Genomic DNA, 15,693 nt, shown 5'->3' with positions numbered 1-15,693 from the left:
TGTGTGCTGTTTATTTCTTGATGAAAGTGTGCTTGCTTGTCAGACGTGCCGTCTTGAGCAGCAGATAATACGTACCGGGTACAAGGCGGTCTATGCCCAGGGTTATCTCGTGTGTACGGCTGTCAGGGGTCAGGGTCTCTTCGATGAGTTTCTGTCCATGTACCGAGGTGACAATGACATGAACCTTGTCGACATTGCTGCGCATGAGCACCTTGATGTAGCTGTGTGCAGGGATGGGATAGACGGCGTGTGCGTCCGGAGCGTTCCTGTCGGTCACACGTACCTTGACGGTCGCACTTGTCCGCTTGTTCCCGTCGACAGCGGTGACGGTCAGGTTTGCCGTACCTTTCCTGCCGGGGGTAAGTGTGAGTTCCGAGCCGTTCACGGCCACCTTCACCACTTCCTCGTCGTCGGACACGGCCTGGAAGCTCATCTTGCGTCCGCTCATCGCCGTGAAGGCGTCTGTCAGATTGATGTGGATGGGTTCGCCCTGCTCGAAGAGAGAAACGTCGCCCAGCACATTCGTTACCGTAGGGGCGGTGTGTGCAACGACTTCATAGGCGAATTTCTGTATGGTCTGTCCGCCCAGCTGGTCGGTAAGTGTCACCTCAAAAGCATATTTCCCGGGTTTGCCCACCTTTATGAGCAGGTCGAACGTATTGCCCGAACGCTTCAGCTCAACGCCTTGCGGCAGTTCGGAAGTCGTATAGGTCCAGGAGTGTCCGTCCTCATCTTTCACGGGCAGCAGCTTGTGGTAAAAGGACTGTGTGTCGAGCAGGCGGAGCGGTTCGTCTATGGTCTCCGTGAAGACGGGGGCATGGTTTAGTCTTGTCCTGAAGCCGGCTGTCGCCTCCTGTGACCGGTTGTTGAAGCGGTCGCACGCCACCACTTTCACCACGTAGTCCACGTCTGTCTCCAGACCGGTGAACGTCTGTTCCATCGGTGTCCCGACAGGCATCTCGTATGAATAGCGCATAAGGCTTTGTATGGGTTGGGTCTGGTCGGCCTTCTTGTAAAGTCTTATGTCGTAGGAGAATGCGGTGTGCTGCGGGTTCAGCGCATCTTCGTCGGCCGTAACCTTCCAGTTGATCTGGGCGTCGTAATAGCCTTTTTCTGCATCTGCTGAGTAATCCGTCACGGTGACGACCGGTGCTTCCGGCTTTACCGTTTCAGCATCGGACAGGGCGAAATCGGCATCGATGAAGCCGACACCCATCTTGCCCGCAAGGTTGGCATCGGACTTGACGGCATAGGGGCTGGCCGGCTTGACGGCACCGAGAATCCGGCGGCGCAGGTCATCGTTGGTGAAGTTGGGATTGTTCCTGCCGAACTTGGAGACGACCAGTGCGGCGATGCCGGTCACGTGCGGTGTTGCCATTGATGTGCCCTGGGCGTATGCGTAGTTCGGATTGTCGGGCAAGGTGAAGTCGGTATTGGGATAAGGACCGGTGGACAGGTTCACGAAGTTCTTTGGAACAGTGCTCAACACGCCCTTGTAGACTTCTCCGGCATCCGTGGTGCCGCCCGGCGCAAGGACATCCACCCACGGCCCCTTGTTCATGTAGTCGGTGGGAATGCCCATGCTGTTGATGGCTCCTACGGCTACCACCCGGTTGTAGGAAGCTGGAATCATGTCGATGTCGTACTGTGCATCATTGCCCGAGGCGAAGAAGATCAGTCCTCCCTTCATATAGGATTCAGGCTTTTTCTTGCCCTGCGGGTCGCACCCGGCATAGTCGGTGAAGTAATTGATTCCCTCTTTCAGCAGGTCGAACTGGTGTTTGAAGATGCTCTGGAAGTTCTCGTTGTTGAGGTACTTCTTGCGGTCGAAACCATAGCCCCATGAGCAGTTCATTACGGATGCGCCGTTCTCGGCAGCGAATTCGAAGGCCTTGACGATATAGTCGGTCGTGGCCGTCTCGTTCTTGTCATCGTGTCCGTAGATTTCGCAGCTCATCAGCCGTACGCCGGAATTGGGGTTGCCGTTGCCGCCTGCCACACCGCAGACACCGATTCCGTTGTTGTTCCGTGCCGCAATGGTACCTGCCACGTGTGTTCCGTGTCCGCCCGGAATGATTTCATTGGGATTGCCGTTGCCGGTCTCGGCCGCCCAGAAATTCCGGCCGTGGATGGTCTCGCCTGTCTTGGGGTCCTTCCCCTCCCATGCCGATCCAGTCAGGTCTTCGTGGGTGAAATCGATTCCGGAGTCCATGACGGCGACTACTACATGCGGGTCGCCTGTTTCCTTCTGCCAGGCGGGGAAGAGGTCGATGTCAGCTCCGGTCTTGAAGGTCTGGTACACGTCGTTGGTCGTTGTGTAATGCCACTGGTATTGCAGGTAAGGGTCGCTGAAATTCATGTAGCCCTTTCCGTCGTTGGCGGCCGTCAGCTGGCCGGGTTGTATCGGAGCACGTGTGACGGACGCATAGGACGTTTCTTCCGGTACAATCCTGACGCTGCCGTGGGCTTTCTCGATGGCCGGGTCGTCGTTCAGTTCTTTAAGAACTTCGGCGACATCCTTGCTTTTGTCGAATTTCACGACGAACCAGCGGTCCAGTCCGCGTGCGCGTTTCAGACTGGCATATTCGCTGGTCATGTCGAAGATCTGTTCTACCTTAACATTCGCATTGTCGAACACCTGGGCGCATGTCACGGTCTGTGTGGCGGCGCGTGTAGTGGGTGTGACACCGGCTTTCAGCTTGATGAACGCCAGTCCCGGCTCCCAGGGGAAAGCATCATCAGAAGTCTGTGCGGCTTGGTCCGGACTGTTCTGTTCCGGAAGCATGTCGTCGTGGCAGCTGGAGAAAAGTCCCATGACAAGAGCCATGATACCAGCCAGTATGTATAGATTGCTGAACTTCTTCATTGTGTGTGATGTCTAATAGTTAAGGTTTTTCTTGATGATGTCTACATAGTGCTTGCTCTTGTAGTAGCTGATGACGGTACGTGTCTCCTGCGGGCGCATATCGATCAGGTCTTCGTCCCCTCGGTAGTAGGTGACGAATCCGCCACTTGCCTCGCGCACCAGGCTGTAGCCTTTGTTCTCGATGGCGCGCCGGGTGCTGGTGGGCAGGGTGTAGGTGTACCATGAGTACACGCCGGGTGTACCTTCTTCCTCACGGTTGTAGAACACCTCGCCACCCATGTAGAACACCTGGCAGGAGCCTACGGTCCCGCTGAGTTCAGCGTCGGGCAGCAGGCCGGCATCCTTGTCCTCGGGGGTTACGCCTTGCCAGTTGAAGAAGTAGATAACGTTGGCCAGTGATCCCGGATCGTAGCTTGCATTCTCCGGGACGAACAGCAGGCGGGAGTACTTGCACAGCGGGTCTTCGGTGGTGGCCGTTACCTTCTCGTTGTTGTACAGGTTGTTGAAGTCGGGTTTCATTCCACGCTTGCGTTCGAACTCGACTACTTCTTTCAGCTTGAAGGCCTTGTTGTGCAGGTAGGCTGAGGGGAACAGCGGGAAAGTCTCTACCTTTCCGTTGCCGTCTAACTTCAGATCGTTGGAGGACTCCATATACCGCATGCAGGCACTCTGGAAGATGCCGCCGTGCATTTTGTAGTTGTCTACGGAATTGTAGACGTTCATCAGGCGGGTCTTGTCAATGTCGTCGCTGTAGTATTGTGTCTCCGTGTCAATCCGCTGTTTGTTGCCCGGTTTGAAGTTGTTCTGTTTCAGCCAGCTGTCATACGACTCTTTCTGGAAGGTCTTCCCTTTGGGGGCTTTCAGCCATGCGCAGAACATATCCGTACCATAGTTCTTCTGCTGGTAGAGGATGTGAGGTGCCTGCTCTCCGGGAGAGTGGAAGGCATAGAAGGCTTTTTTGGTGTCCGTCCCCCATGGTAGGAGGGAATCGATTTCGAAAGCCTTGTCCCGATGATTGTTCCTTTCTTCTTCAAGTGCGGTGACACGGTTGATGTCGAAGTTATCAAGGTCCCATACCGGGAACTGGAACTGTACGAATCCGTTCTGCGTTACGGTCAGCAGATAGTGCTTGTTGCCGTTGGTCAGGAAGAGTTTTTCGCTCCGGCTGCTCTGCGCCCATTGGCTGTTCCGCTCGATGGAGGTGAGACTCAGCCGCAGTTTGCGTTCCTTCGGGTCGGTGCTGACGGTAAGCCAGCTGTTTTTCTCCTTGTCGACTTGCTCGACGGTCCAGTTGTCTGAATTGGAGATGACCTTCAGTTCCACAGCCGGGTGTGCTTCGTGATTGAAGATTTCCGTGCCGTTGCTTCCGTCGACGGCGATGACGGGATCGGTGCCGAACTGTGTTACAGTCAGTATCTGCTGTCCGCTTGGTGTCTTCAATACGACCTTTGCCCGCCGCTCTTCCGCACTCTCGTTGGCACCGGCGGTCAGTTCGAGCAGTGCCCCTTTTCTCACGGCAGTGAGCCATGAAGCATACGCACCGCTTTCTATCTGCCACTCGTCGCCGAGTGAGGCGAAGTCGACGGCTACGGTCTCGCCTTTCTGCTTGAGGGTGACGGAGGGTATGTCACTTGAGACGACATTGTCAAGCCCGCCCAGGGTAAGGTCTTTCTGACAGGCTGCCGCCATCAGGACGACCATGAGTAACGCCCATATTCTTATTTTCTTGTGCATAGCGTATTGTTGGTTTGTTGCGTGATACATCCTTATTTGTCTTCCCAGCCCGGGTTAGGCTGGATGTTCGTGTTAATCAGCCGTTCATTCTTCGGGAACGGCCATACGAACATATAGTTGTCTGGCTCTATGTTCACTTTATATCCGCCGGCGAAGAACGAGGCAGGCACCTGGTAATAGTTCTCGCGTCCCTGGAAAGTCCGTTTGCTGACGCCCTGCTTCCATCGGCGCAGATCCCAGAGGCGGAAGCCCTCATAGGCCAGTTCCCTTGCCCGTTCCTCCTTGATTTCCTTGTAGAGGTCGTCACCGACAAGGTTGGTGGTAGGAACACCGCGTGACATACGGAGCTGGTTCAGGTAATGCTGCGCCTCGCCCATGTTTCCCAGACAGTAGGCCGCCTCGGCGGCAATAAGGTACTGCTCGGCGATGCGGAAGGGCTTGGGGGCTTGGTTGCCGTTCGGCACATATCCTCCCCAGTGAGTACTGTTCAGTGTAGCATAGTTGGGATTTCCCTTGAACTTGGCGATGACATAGAGCTGTGCCGACACATTCATGTCGTTCACCGTAGTGCGGACAAATTCGAACAGTGCCAGTGCGCGGTGGTCGTTGTCACCGGAGAAGAGATTGTTGATTACCTCACGTGTCGGGACGTAAGCCGGTTTGTTGTAATCGCCGGTCTTTCCCGCATCATGTTTGCCATCCCAGTAGGTAGCGGTGGAAAGGTCGGCACCGTAAAGTCCCGTGGTAGTGGCGATTTCATTCTCCTTGTCCACGAAGGGCTGCCATATCTGTTCGCTGCCGTTGTCATAGAACCACATCTGTGCAAAGGCATCTTCACGCGGATCAATTTTGTTCTCACTGTTCAGCTTTGCCTGATACGGCTTGATGAGGGGATAGGTGCCGCGGTCTATCAGCTGCTTGGCCTCCTCGTAGGCTTTCGCCATGTTACCCATGTACAGGTAGACACGTGCACGGAGTGCTTTCACCGCATCTGCGCTTATTTCGCTGTTGCCCTGCATGACGGGGAGGTCGCTCAGCAGCGAGTCTGCTTTGTGCAGGTCGGACAGAATCAAGCCGTAGGTCTGTGCGTTGGTAGCTCGTGCGGACTTCCTCAAGTCCCCCGGGGTCAATGCCAGGACGACTCCCAGGTCCTTGTCGGCAGTGCTTTCCTGGTAGGGCATGCCCCAGCGCAGTGCGAGATTGAAGTGATAGAACGCCCGGGCGAAATAGGCATCGCCCAGATAATGGTTCTTCACCGGTATCTCCGCATTGCCTGCCTCCAGTCCGGGCAGCAGTGTCAGGACGACATTCGCATCGATCAGTGCGTTATAATAGGAATGGTAGATTTCCTGCAGCACATTGCTTTCCGGCTTGATGTTCCATCCATGGAACTCTCCGTACAGGTTTCCGAAGGCCGCATGGGCGTTCAGCATATCCGCCTGTGCCTCCTGCGGCAGGATGTATCCGCCCCCGAACTTGCCGCGGAGCGTCGAGTAGATGCCGTTGTCCCATTTCCTGGCATCCTGCATATTGCGGTATGAGGCAGCGTAGTCGATGTAGTCGGCAGGCTCACGGTCGAGATCGCATCCTTGGAGAGTGACCATGAGCGTCAATGCCCAGAATAATATCTTCGTTGTTTTCATTTGCGTGTTCATTGTTATGTTTTCGTGTTAGAGACCGATTTCCACACCGATGCTCATCTGCTTGGTATTGGGATTTACACCATAGGAAACGTTGCGGTTCACCTCCGGGTCTATGCCTCGGAATTTCGTGAATGTCAGCAGATTGCGCCCTGTAAAAAAGACTTTTGCAGACCGTACGACATTCTGGTGTCCGAGCATCTTGTGTGGAAGTTCATAGCCCAGCGTGAAGTTCTTGAGGCGCATGAACGAGGCGTTCTCGAGCATCTTCGTGTCGACATAAGTGCTCTGGTGGGCCGGGTCGCGCACCCATTCAAGTGAGGGGAATTCTGTTCTGTCACCCGGCTTCTTCCAGTAGTCGAAGAGGCGGCGCGATCCGTTCGAGTTGTCCTTCTTGTCACGGACAAAGTAATCGTTCTCATAATACTGCTTGTCTACCGACAGCATGTGCTTGCCGAGAGCCAGGAAGAAATCGGCCGTGAGGTAGAATCCTTTCCAATAGGCGGATATTCCCCATCCGCCGGTGAATGGCGTATAGGCGTTCACACCCGTATTCTGGTCCAGCGAACTTGACCATTCGCTGACGACATCCTTGTCATCTCTGTGCGTCTGGTACTTGTCCTTGCCCGGCCTGTACCACTCGGGAACACCCGTATCGGGGTTCACGCCCTTGTACAGCGGTACGACGAAGGTGACCGGTTTGCCTACGATGTAAGCGAGCTGCCCGCCCGGTTCCTGCCAGGTCTGGCGGCCCTCGAAGAGTTCAAGCACCTTGTCACGGTTGTAGTTGAAGTTCATGTTGGCCGAGATACCCCAGTCGCGTCCACGCAGGAGGTCGACGTTCATCTGGAAATCGATGCCATGGTTGAGGTAGCGGCCGGCGTTCTCGTAGCGTGTGGGATAACCTGCGCTGCCGACTGGCAGACCGGAGGAATAAGGCTGCGGCACCTCGAAGAGCATATCGCTTGTTACACGGTTGTAATACTCTATGTTCAGGTCGAGCCTGTTGAACAGGCGTGTTTTCACGCCGACGGTGAATTTGCTCTGGTGTTCCCATCCCAGGTCCGGATTGCCGAGGCTGACGAATCCCAGACTCATGTCGCCTTTCTTCTGGCCTACCTTCCCGGCGTATGCCGCCGTGCTGTAAGGCGGAATGGAGGAGTTGCCCTGTGTACCGTAGCTGGCCTTGAGGTCCAGCTCGTCAATCCATTCCACGTTCTTGAGGAAGTTCTCCTTCTTGGCCTTCCACAAAAGACCCAGCGACCAGAAGAGTCCGTTGCGCTTGTTCTTTCCAAAGCGTGAAGAGGCGTCATTGCGCAAGACGAGGTCGACGAAATAACGTTCGGAGAAGTCGTAGGACAGCTGTGTGAAGAATGAAAGGAAGGCATAGCCGTTCGTCTCCTCGCCGACCGACTTGTTCTTCGTGACGTTGTTGAGCAGGTAGAGGCGGTCGTCCAGGATGCCGGAGCCGCCTGCCGAGAATCCGTCATCTTTGTAGTTGGTATACTCCTGTCCCAGCAGGGTCGTCAGATGATGGTCGCCGAAGGCCATGTTGTAGGCAGCCGTATTGGTGACGGTAACGTTGGATGCCATGGTATAGCCTCGTTCTGAGCTTCCGTTGCCGTAGGCACGGTAATAGCTCGGAAGGGTGCGTGAGCGGCTGTTGCCGTAATCCAGCTCCAGTCCGACAAGCGACCGCAGCGTCAGGTTTCTGACAGGTGTGATGGTCAGGTTGCCGTTGGCCGAGAGGATAAAGGCGTTGGTCTTGGCGGGATTTGTCGAGATGACATGAGACGGCGTGGCAATGTCGAGCAGGGGTACACGTTCCAGCTCTTTCCCTGTGTCTGGATCATAGGGCGAGGCGAATGGGGCATTCATGGCTGCCAGTCCTCCGCCTACGGCGTTGTTGTTGCCGAAGGGGGAGACACGTGTGTCATCATAAGATACCTGTGTGTTCACGTTGGCACGGATCCAGTCGTTGAGCTTCGCATCGAGGTTGATGCGTCCGAACACCTTCTTGTAGCTGGAACCCATGCGCAGTCCGTCCTGACTCAGTCCGCCGCCCGACAGATAGTATCTCACGGCTGATGTGCCGCCTGCCACGGAGACGTCGGCAGTGTACATCGGTGCCGGCTGGTAAACATATTTATACCATTTGAAGTCGGTCTCCTTGAAATATTTGTCTTTGAAGGTGGCTATCTCGTCGGCAGTGTAAATGCCGGTCTCCTGGTAGTATCGCAGCAGCTCCGGCCCGCTCATCAGCTGGTCGAAATAGTCGGAGTTAGCCAGCGACGACACCGCATACTGTGCTCTGATGTTGATGGAAGGACGTGTTTCCGTCTTTCCGTGCTTTGTGGTGACGTACATGACACCGTTGGCCGCACGCGCACCGTAGATAGACGTGGCTGCGGCATCCTTGAGGAACTGCACGCTCTCGATGTCGTTGGGGTTCATCGCCTGAAGTACCGCCATGCTGACCTGCATTCCGTCCATGATGACGAGCAGGCCTGTCCCGGCTCCCAGCGACCCTTGTCCGTGCAGGGCCATGGACAGACGGGCGGAAGGCTCACCTGAGGAAGAGAACACCTGCAGGCCGCTCACCTTTCCCTGTACCGCATCCAGCGGGTTGGCGACAGGCTTCATGGCAAGGTCCTTTGCGCTTACTTTCACCACTGATGCCGACGTGTTGGCTACCTTGCGCTCCATGTAGCCGACCACCACCACGTCGTTCATCATCTGGTCCGATGGTTCCATCCTGATGTCCATCTGTGGTGCGGCAACCTGCTCGATGCTCTTGTAGCCTACGAAGCTGAATGTAAGTTTCTCTCCGCTCCGCACGCTGACGGTAAACCGGCCGTCGATGTCAGACACGGTTCCGGATTTCGGAGCCGACTTCGGAATAATGCTAACACCGGGCAAAGCCTCCCCGTTTTCATCCACGACGTTTCCCTTTACGGATATTGTCTGTGCCCAAAGCGGACTCAATCCGATGAACAAGAACAGGGTCAACATCCAAATTCTCAATTTCATAAAAATGCAATAATTTAGGTTGATTATTGTTTTCCACAGGCATCAGCCCATGTTTACAGAATAAGTTTAATCCAATTCTTCTAAAAGACTATTGGTATAGATCAGGACTGATCACTTCAGCCGTAAACCTTAATTCGCCTGCAAATATATGTATAATTTTTATAAGTACAAACTAAAATTACACTTTTTTTGAATGCTTGTTTGGTATTTTATGGCATTTTGCAGTTTTCCCGGGACGATTGTATTTCCTGTGTGAGAAGAGGATATGTTATGAATTACCTTTACATTTAACGCATAGACTACTCCCTCTTTCTCTGTTATTTTCTCCTCTGGAAGTGTAAAGGACGGCTGTCCGTCTTCTGACTGTCCACTGACGGCGTTCCAACAAACGCCTGATAGCGTCCCAAGTAAGGCTTACTTGGCCGCCAAGTAAGGCCTGTTTGCACTGCAATTGGGCACCGTTTTTTGCACATGGATTATCTGTCTGGTTATAAGCTGAATACAGCCTTTCGGCATTTCCCTTTCCTTATACGTTCCGGCCGTGTCTCTTCCGGTGCGGAGGAAGTATGGGGGCGGGTGTTAAGCGGGTGATGTATGGCGTAAAATTTAAGGACAGAAACAGGGCGTTTCTCATCTGCTTTCAGGCAGGTCATACGGTTCGTTGTAGGTGGTGCGTTTCACGGTCATTGTGTCAACATGAAAAAAGGCTGCGTCAGATATCTCTGTATTTGAGATATTTGACGCAGCCTTTTTCCGTAGGCTTCAGGCATTGCCGTTTTTCAGACGCAGGTTTTCCCGTTCCACAGTGGGATGCCTGTAACTCCCGCCAGGCTGTCGGTCCGCCCCCTCTACATCCTGCAGAAGAACAGAACAATCAGTTGTGCGGTAAAGATTCTGAGGAACATACTGAGCGGATAGACCGTCGAGTAGCCGATGGCAGGTGCCTCACCTGCACAGATGGAGTTGGCATAGGCCAGTGCAGGGGGATCGGTATAGGTTCCGGCCAGCATGCCCATGATGGTGAAGTAGTTGAACTTGTACTTGAGGCGGGCGATCGTCCCGATGATGAGGATGGGGATGATCGTGATGAGGAAGCCTGTGTAGACATACTTCAGACCGTCTCCCTGTACTACCGTTTCCCAGAAGCCGGCACCGGCCTTGATGCCCACCGACGCCAGGAAGAGCGCCAGGCCGAATTCACGCAGCATCATGTTGGCGGAGGTAGTGGTATAGGTGACGAGGTGCATCCGGTAGCCGAAGCGGCCGATGAGGATGGCGATGATCAGCGGACCGCCTGCCAGACCGAGTTTCAACGGTACGGGCATCTGCGGAATGGCGATGGGCAGACTGCCGAAAAAGATACCGAAGAGGATACCGATGAAGATGGTTGCAATGTTCGGCGTGTTCAGACGTCTTTCCGAGTTGCCCATCATTTCGGCGACACGGTTCACATTCTCTTCCGGCCCTACCACCACGATGCGGTCGCCGACGATGAAGTGGTGATTGCGCCCGGCGAAGAGGTCCATGCCCTGGCGGCTGATGCGTGTGACGTTCACGCCGTACACGGAACTGAAGTGCATCTTGCCGAGTGTCTTCCCGTTCATCGAGCTGTTCGTGATGACGATGCGGCGGCTGATCATCTTCTGCGGCTGGTCCTCTTCGTGCCAGTCGACGGTAATCTCTGGACCGATGAAAGCCTGGATGGCCTTGGCATCCACCTCGGCAGAGACGATGAGGATTTCGTCGTCCATTTCGAAGACGGTGTCGCGCATCGGAACGGTGATCACGCCGTTGTGCATGATACGTGTGCAGACGATATCACGGTTGAGGAACTCGGAAATTTCCTTCAGCGTGCGGCCTGCAATGTAGGCGTTCGCCACCTTCAGGTACATGATGTGCGGCTTGGCGTTCGGGTTCTCCGCCTCTTCCTCGAGCAGTTTGTCGTTCTCTGCCTTGAGGTTTACCTTGCAGATGTACCGGATAGCGATGGTTGCACCGATGATGCCCACGACACCGAGCGGATAGGCGCAGGCATAGCCCGAAGCGATGTCGAAGTTCATGCCGTCTTTGAAGACACTGTGCAGTGCCTCGTTGGCAGCACCGAGTCCCGGCGTGTTCGTCACGGCACCGTATAGGGTACCCACCATCATCGGCAGGTTCTTGTCGTCAGCGGTGTCAAAAAAGATGAAATAGCAGGCGAACATCACGAGGATGTTCAGCAGGATGGCTGCTGACGAGAGGAGGTTCAGTTTCAGTCCGCCTTTTCCGAAACTCTCGAAGAAGCCCGGCCCTACCTGCAGACCGATCATGAAGACGAAAAGGATCAGACCGAAGTCTTGTAGAAAGTTCAGCACGGGCAGTGGTCCCGTGAAGTGGATGTGTCCGGCAATGATGCCGACGAAAAGCACAAAGGTGACGCCGAGTGAGATGCCTCCGATCTTGATTTTTCCGAGATAGACACCTAAGGCGATTACGATGGAATAGAGCAGCACGATGTGTGCCACTGAATCCTGTGTCTGAAATAATTGAATTAACCAGTCCATAAGTATTATTTATCGGTTGCAAAGATAATGATTAAAAGGCATATAAACTAATCTTTGACAGTCATTTTGACGCTTTGTGCCTAAAATCTTCCTTTCTTTGTCCCAGGACAGCGAGGAGGGTATGGATGGGGCTTCCGGGCCTTTAGACCTGCCGCTGACGGATGCAGGCGGCAGCGATTGCTTAATTAACATTAAAAAATCGGCTGTTGAGACAATAAAATAGGTGTATGTGTCTCGAAAGTTGTTATCTTTGTAGTTGGACAATAAAAGCATACGTCTATGGTAAGAAAGATATTTACTCCTTTCCTGTTTGCATTCCTGTTTTCGTTCGGGGGAGCTGTCACGGTGCAGGCACGCACGGAGACGGAAGCCATCGATCAGGACTTCCAGACGGTCTCGGTGTCCATAGCAGGAAACGTGCTGCACGTTGTGGGTGCGGAAGACGAGCTGCTGTATATATATAATGTGACAGGGGTACGCGTAATGAGTGTGAAGGTCGATGGAAACGACAAGCGTTATACACTCAGCCTGCCCAGAGGATGTTACATCGTCAAGGTGGGCAGGATCGTCCGTAAAATTTCGGTGCGTTAAGAGACTGCCTGTACTCCTGATGCGATAATCCGTTTCTGAAAGACAGTGTCTCCCCTCGATGAGTCGGAAATGGACCGCCTGTTGGCGAGTCCGGAAGGAAGGCGAAAGGTCTTTCCCATGATAGTGAATCAGTACAGCCGGCCGTTGTACTGGAAAATTCGTGGCATAGTCCTGACACATGACGATGCCGATGACGTGTTGCAGAATACGTTTCTCAAGGCATGGAAGAACCTGCCGTCTTTTGAGGGAAAGGCGAAGCTGTCTACATGGCTCTACCGGATAGCCATCAATGAAGCTCTTGATTTCCTTCGTCATGCGAAGACGGCGACACTCGCAAGTGCGGATGCCAACCTTTCTGTTGCCAACCGGCTTCTGGCCGATACGTATTTCGACGGTGACAGAAGTCAGGCCCTGTTGCAGGAAGCCGTTGCAACATTGCCTGACGTGCAGCGCACAGTGTTCACACTGAGGTATTATGACGAGATGAAATATTCTGAAATCAGCGAGGTGCTCGGTACGAGTGAGGGTGCATTGAAAGCCTCTTACCATATCGCCGTGCAGAAGATTACGGATTATGTAAAGCGGCATGAGTAGATTTTCCCGCTCCGACGTTTAAACCGATCCGCCTTGCCGGAGTCTAATTTATATCCAAGAGCAGAATTCCTATGGAGTCAGAACATCAGCTACAATCCGTATATGGCAGCAAACGGCCTTTCTCTGTTCCGGACGACTATTTCTCCCGGCTTCCTTCACGCATCATGGCACAGTTGCCGGCAGAAGAACGGAAAGAGAAGTCTGCTGCAGAGAAACCGTACCGTGTGCTTGTGCGCCGTCTGCGTCCGCTGGCAGCTGCTGCGATGACGGTCGGTGTGGTGCTGACAGGCTTCCTGGCCTATTCCATGTTCTTGTCCCCGAAGGAGGGCAGCATGACCGGGACCTTCAGCAGGTCGGGAACCGGCAAGGAACAGACCGTCACATCGCAGGATGAATTTGACGAGGCGGCCGACTACCTCATGATGGATGAAGACGATATGTATGCCTATATGGCGGATGATTAGCTGATGGTATTACGTATGCGAATTATGAAATACAGAAAACTGATACTGACACTCTGTGCCTTCCTCTGCTTTGTGTCAATGGGCGCACAGCGGAGGTTCGATCCCGATAAGTTCAGGGCAGAACTGCACCGGTTCATTACGGTTGAAGCAGGACTAACCCGGCAGGAGGCGGCACGTCTGTTCCCTGTCTATGACGAGATGATGGCGAAGCAGCGTCCTGTCTTCGACCGGCTGCGGACGCTGCATAATGCGAAGCCGTCGTCCGACCAGGAGGCCTGCAGGCTGATTGAAAAGGCGGACGGCCTTGAAATACAGCTGCGTCAGATGGAACAGCATTATCACCGGAAAATGCTCAGGGTCATTCCGGGCAGGAAGCTGATGCAGGTGCTGGAGGCTGAACGCAGGTTTCACCGCCAGACATTCCGAAAAATGGCAGGAGGAGAACCAAAGATGAAAATGTAAAAAGTTAAGGTCGAGGAAAGTATAAAGATACAAGGGAGTAAAAGACGAGAAAGCAGAATCTAAAATGTACAGAAGTAAATAGTAGGGATTTAAGAGTTCTTACCTTACTTCCTTCCACTTTCTTCCTTTCCTTGAAAACAAATTGAAGAATACATGAGACTAATCCATCCTCTCTCGAAGTTGTTGTTTGCCGTTGTTTTGCTCATCGGCATCGGTAATATGGCCTATGGCAAGAGCCAGCCTAAGAAGCGGGAATTCCGTGGTGCATGGATACAGTGCGTGAACGGACAGTTCCAAGGTATCGGCACACAGGAAATGCAGCGTACGTTGTGTTATCAGCTGGACGAGCTGCAGAAGGACGGCGTGAATGCCATCATCTTCCAGGTGCGTGCAGAGTGTGATGCGCTCTATCCAAGCAGGTACGAACCATGGAGCAAGTTCCTTACGGGACGGCAGGGTACGCCTCCGTCGCCTTACTGGGATCCGCTGCAGTGGATGATAGACGAGTGTCACAGGCGGGGTATGGAGCTTCATGCGTGGATCAATCCTTACCGTGCCAAGACGAAGACGACCAGCCAGCTGGCTGCAAACCACATTGCGGTTACCCATCCCGACCGCATCTTCTCTTATGACGGACTCTATATTCTCAACCCGGCCCTGCCCGAGAACAGGGATTACATCTGCAGAGTGGTCGACGATATCGTGAGCCGGTATGATGTCGACGGAATCCATATCGACGATTATTTCTATCCTTATCCTGCTGCCGGTCAGACCATTCCCGACCAGCGTGACTTCCAGCATGACAGCCGTGGATTCACTGATATAAGAGACTGGAGACGCGACAATGTAGACCTCTTCGTCAAGCAGCTGGGCGAATCGGTACACCAGCGGAAGCCATGGGTGAAGTTCGGTGTGTCGCCGTTCGGCATCTACCGCAACCAGAAGAGCGACCCGAGGAACGGCAGCCGGACGAGCGGTCTGCAGAATTATGACGACCTCTATGCCGACGTGCTCAAATGGGTGAACAACGGATGGGTTGACTATTGTGTACCGCAGCTCTATTGGGAAATCGGCAACCGAGCCGCCGACTATCAGGAACTCATCGGCTGGTGGAACCGCAAGGCCGCCAACCGTCCGCTTTACATCGGCGAGGATGTGCTCCGGACGGTGAAGTATGCCGACCCGCAGAACCCCGCCTCCCACCAGCTTCCCGCCAAACACCGCCTGCACCGACAGACAGCGAATGTGCAGGGAACCGTACTGTGGTATGCGAAGGCGGTGGTAGACAACCCGGGCAACTACGGAACGCTCCTGCGGACAGACTACTGGCGTTATCCTGCCTTGCAGCCGCTCATGCCTTTCATTGACGGTGATGCTCCGTCGAAACCGAAGAAGGTAAAGGCGAAACATGAACGTGACGGCTGTTACCTCACGTGGAAAGCACCGAAAGGGAAAGGCTGGCAGGACGAAGCCCACCGCTATGTCGTCTACCGTTTCCTGCCCGGTGAACCGCTCGATACGGACGATCCGTCCAAGATTGTCGGTATGCCTTACGACAACCGACTCCGGCTCGACTACAAGGACGGCAGAACAAAATACATCTATGTCGTCACTGCGCTCGACCGCATGAGCAATGAGAGTACAGGGAAAAAGAAAAAGGTGAAGCTTTGAAGCTTCACCTTTCTGTTTTTTTATTTATGGTTCATCTGCCCCTGTCGGATGCGTGTGTGATGAATTCCCCTCAGGTAGGTTCTGAAGAAGCACAACGA

10 protein-coding genes are annotated in these 15,693 nt (G+C 53.9%); 5 read left to right on the top strand and 5 right to left on the bottom strand.

All coding sequences use genetic code 11. The features are described from left to right. Positions 1 to 10 precede the first annotated feature (10 nt). The 5 genes from DYH27_RS13665 to DYH27_RS05900 form a co-directional block, all read right to left on the bottom strand. The gene (locus DYH27_RS13665; protein ID WP_029216647.1) at positions 11 to 2,866 is read right to left on the bottom strand and encodes a S8 family serine peptidase; all 2,856 of its coding nucleotides are present in this window, start codon (positions 2,864 to 2,866) and stop codon (positions 11 to 13) included. 12 nt (positions 2,867 to 2,878) lie between these two features. Then, the gene (locus tag DYH27_RS05915; protein WP_025068316.1) at positions 2,879 to 4,600 is read right to left on the bottom strand and encodes a BACON domain-containing protein; all 1,722 of its coding nucleotides are present in this window, start codon (positions 4,598 to 4,600) and stop codon (positions 2,879 to 2,881) included. A gap of 32 nt (positions 4,601 to 4,632) precedes the next feature. Next, a complete protein-coding gene (locus DYH27_RS05910; protein WP_025068317.1) occupies positions 4,633 to 6,255 on the bottom strand; it encodes a RagB/SusD family nutrient uptake outer membrane protein in 1,623 nt (540 codons plus the stop codon). Between the two features lie 15 nt (positions 6,256 to 6,270). Next, a complete protein-coding gene (locus DYH27_RS05905; protein ID WP_025068318.1) occupies positions 6,271 to 9,270 on the bottom strand; it encodes a SusC/RagA family TonB-linked outer membrane protein in 3,000 nt (999 codons plus the stop codon). 848 nt (positions 9,271 to 10,118) lie between these two features. Next, entirely contained in the window at positions 10,119 to 11,813 is a 1,695-nt protein-coding gene (locus tag DYH27_RS05900) for a putative transporter (protein WP_004352950.1), read from the bottom strand. A gap of 279 nt (positions 11,814 to 12,092) precedes the next feature. Here DYH27_RS05900 and DYH27_RS05890 point away from each other — a divergent pair, with 279 nt between their 5' ends. The 5 genes from DYH27_RS05890 (at position 12,093) to DYH27_RS05870 (ending at position 15,595) form a co-directional block, all read left to right on the top strand. Further along, a complete protein-coding gene (locus DYH27_RS05890; protein ID WP_025068319.1) occupies positions 12,093 to 12,404 on the top strand; it encodes a T9SS type A sorting domain-containing protein in 312 nt (103 codons plus the stop codon). A 45-nt stretch (positions 12,405 to 12,449) separates the two neighbouring features. Next, complete coding sequence (locus tag DYH27_RS05885; RefSeq protein WP_025068320.1) at positions 12,450 to 12,998, top strand: RNA polymerase sigma factor; 549 nt, start codon at positions 12,450 to 12,452, stop codon at positions 12,996 to 12,998. Positions 12,999 to 13,069: 71 nt separating this feature from the next. Then, positions 13,070 to 13,462 (top strand): hypothetical protein, encoded by a 393-nt coding sequence (locus DYH27_RS05880; RefSeq protein ID WP_029216646.1) that lies wholly within the window; start codon positions 13,070 to 13,072, stop codon positions 13,460 to 13,462. A 24-nt stretch (positions 13,463 to 13,486) separates the two neighbouring features. Further along, positions 13,487 to 13,924: a hypothetical protein gene (locus DYH27_RS05875; RefSeq protein ID WP_013671063.1), complete on the top strand. Its 438-nt coding sequence runs from the start codon at positions 13,487 to 13,489 to the stop codon at positions 13,922 to 13,924. A gap of 153 nt (positions 13,925 to 14,077) precedes the next feature. Further along, positions 14,078 to 15,595: a glycoside hydrolase family 10 protein gene (locus tag DYH27_RS05870; protein WP_025068322.1), complete on the top strand. Its 1,518-nt coding sequence runs from the start codon at positions 14,078 to 14,080 to the stop codon at positions 15,593 to 15,595. Positions 15,596 to 15,693 lie beyond the last annotated feature (98 nt).

Source organism: Prevotella denticola (assembly GCF_900454835.1).
Taxonomy (GTDB): Bacteria; Bacteroidota; Bacteroidia; order Bacteroidales; family Bacteroidaceae; genus Prevotella; species Prevotella denticola.
Note: the sequence above shows the minus strand (reverse complement) of the source record. Positions and strands in the feature narration are given on the sequence as shown.

Bases quoted from the DNA above. Each gene is read 5' to 3' on its own strand.
- DYH27_RS05890 (WP_025068319.1), top strand. From the start codon at position 12,093: ATGGTAAGAAAGATATTTACTCCTTTCCTGTTTGCATTCCTGTTTTCG.
- DYH27_RS05900 (WP_004352950.1), bottom strand. From the start codon at position 11,813: ATGGACTGGTTAATTCAATTATTTCAGACACAGGATTCAGTGGCACAC.
- DYH27_RS13665 (WP_029216647.1), bottom strand. From the start codon at position 2,866: ATGAAGAAGTTCAGCAATCTATACATACTGGCTGGTATCATGGCTCTT.
- DYH27_RS05880 (WP_029216646.1), top strand. From the start codon at position 13,070: ATGGAGTCAGAACATCAGCTACAATCCGTATATGGCAGCAAACGGCCT.
- DYH27_RS05905 (WP_025068318.1), bottom strand. From the start codon at position 9,270: ATGAAATTGAGAATTTGGATGTTGACCCTGTTCTTGTTCATCGGATTG.
- DYH27_RS05870 (WP_025068322.1), top strand. From the start codon at position 14,078: ATGAGACTAATCCATCCTCTCTCGAAGTTGTTGTTTGCCGTTGTTTTG.
- DYH27_RS05910 (WP_025068317.1), bottom strand. From the start codon at position 6,255: ATGAACACGCAAATGAAAACAACGAAGATATTATTCTGGGCATTGACG.
- DYH27_RS05915 (WP_025068316.1), bottom strand. From the start codon at position 4,600: ATGCACAAGAAAATAAGAATATGGGCGTTACTCATGGTCGTCCTGATG.
- DYH27_RS05875 (WP_013671063.1), top strand. From the start codon at position 13,487: ATGAAATACAGAAAACTGATACTGACACTCTGTGCCTTCCTCTGCTTT.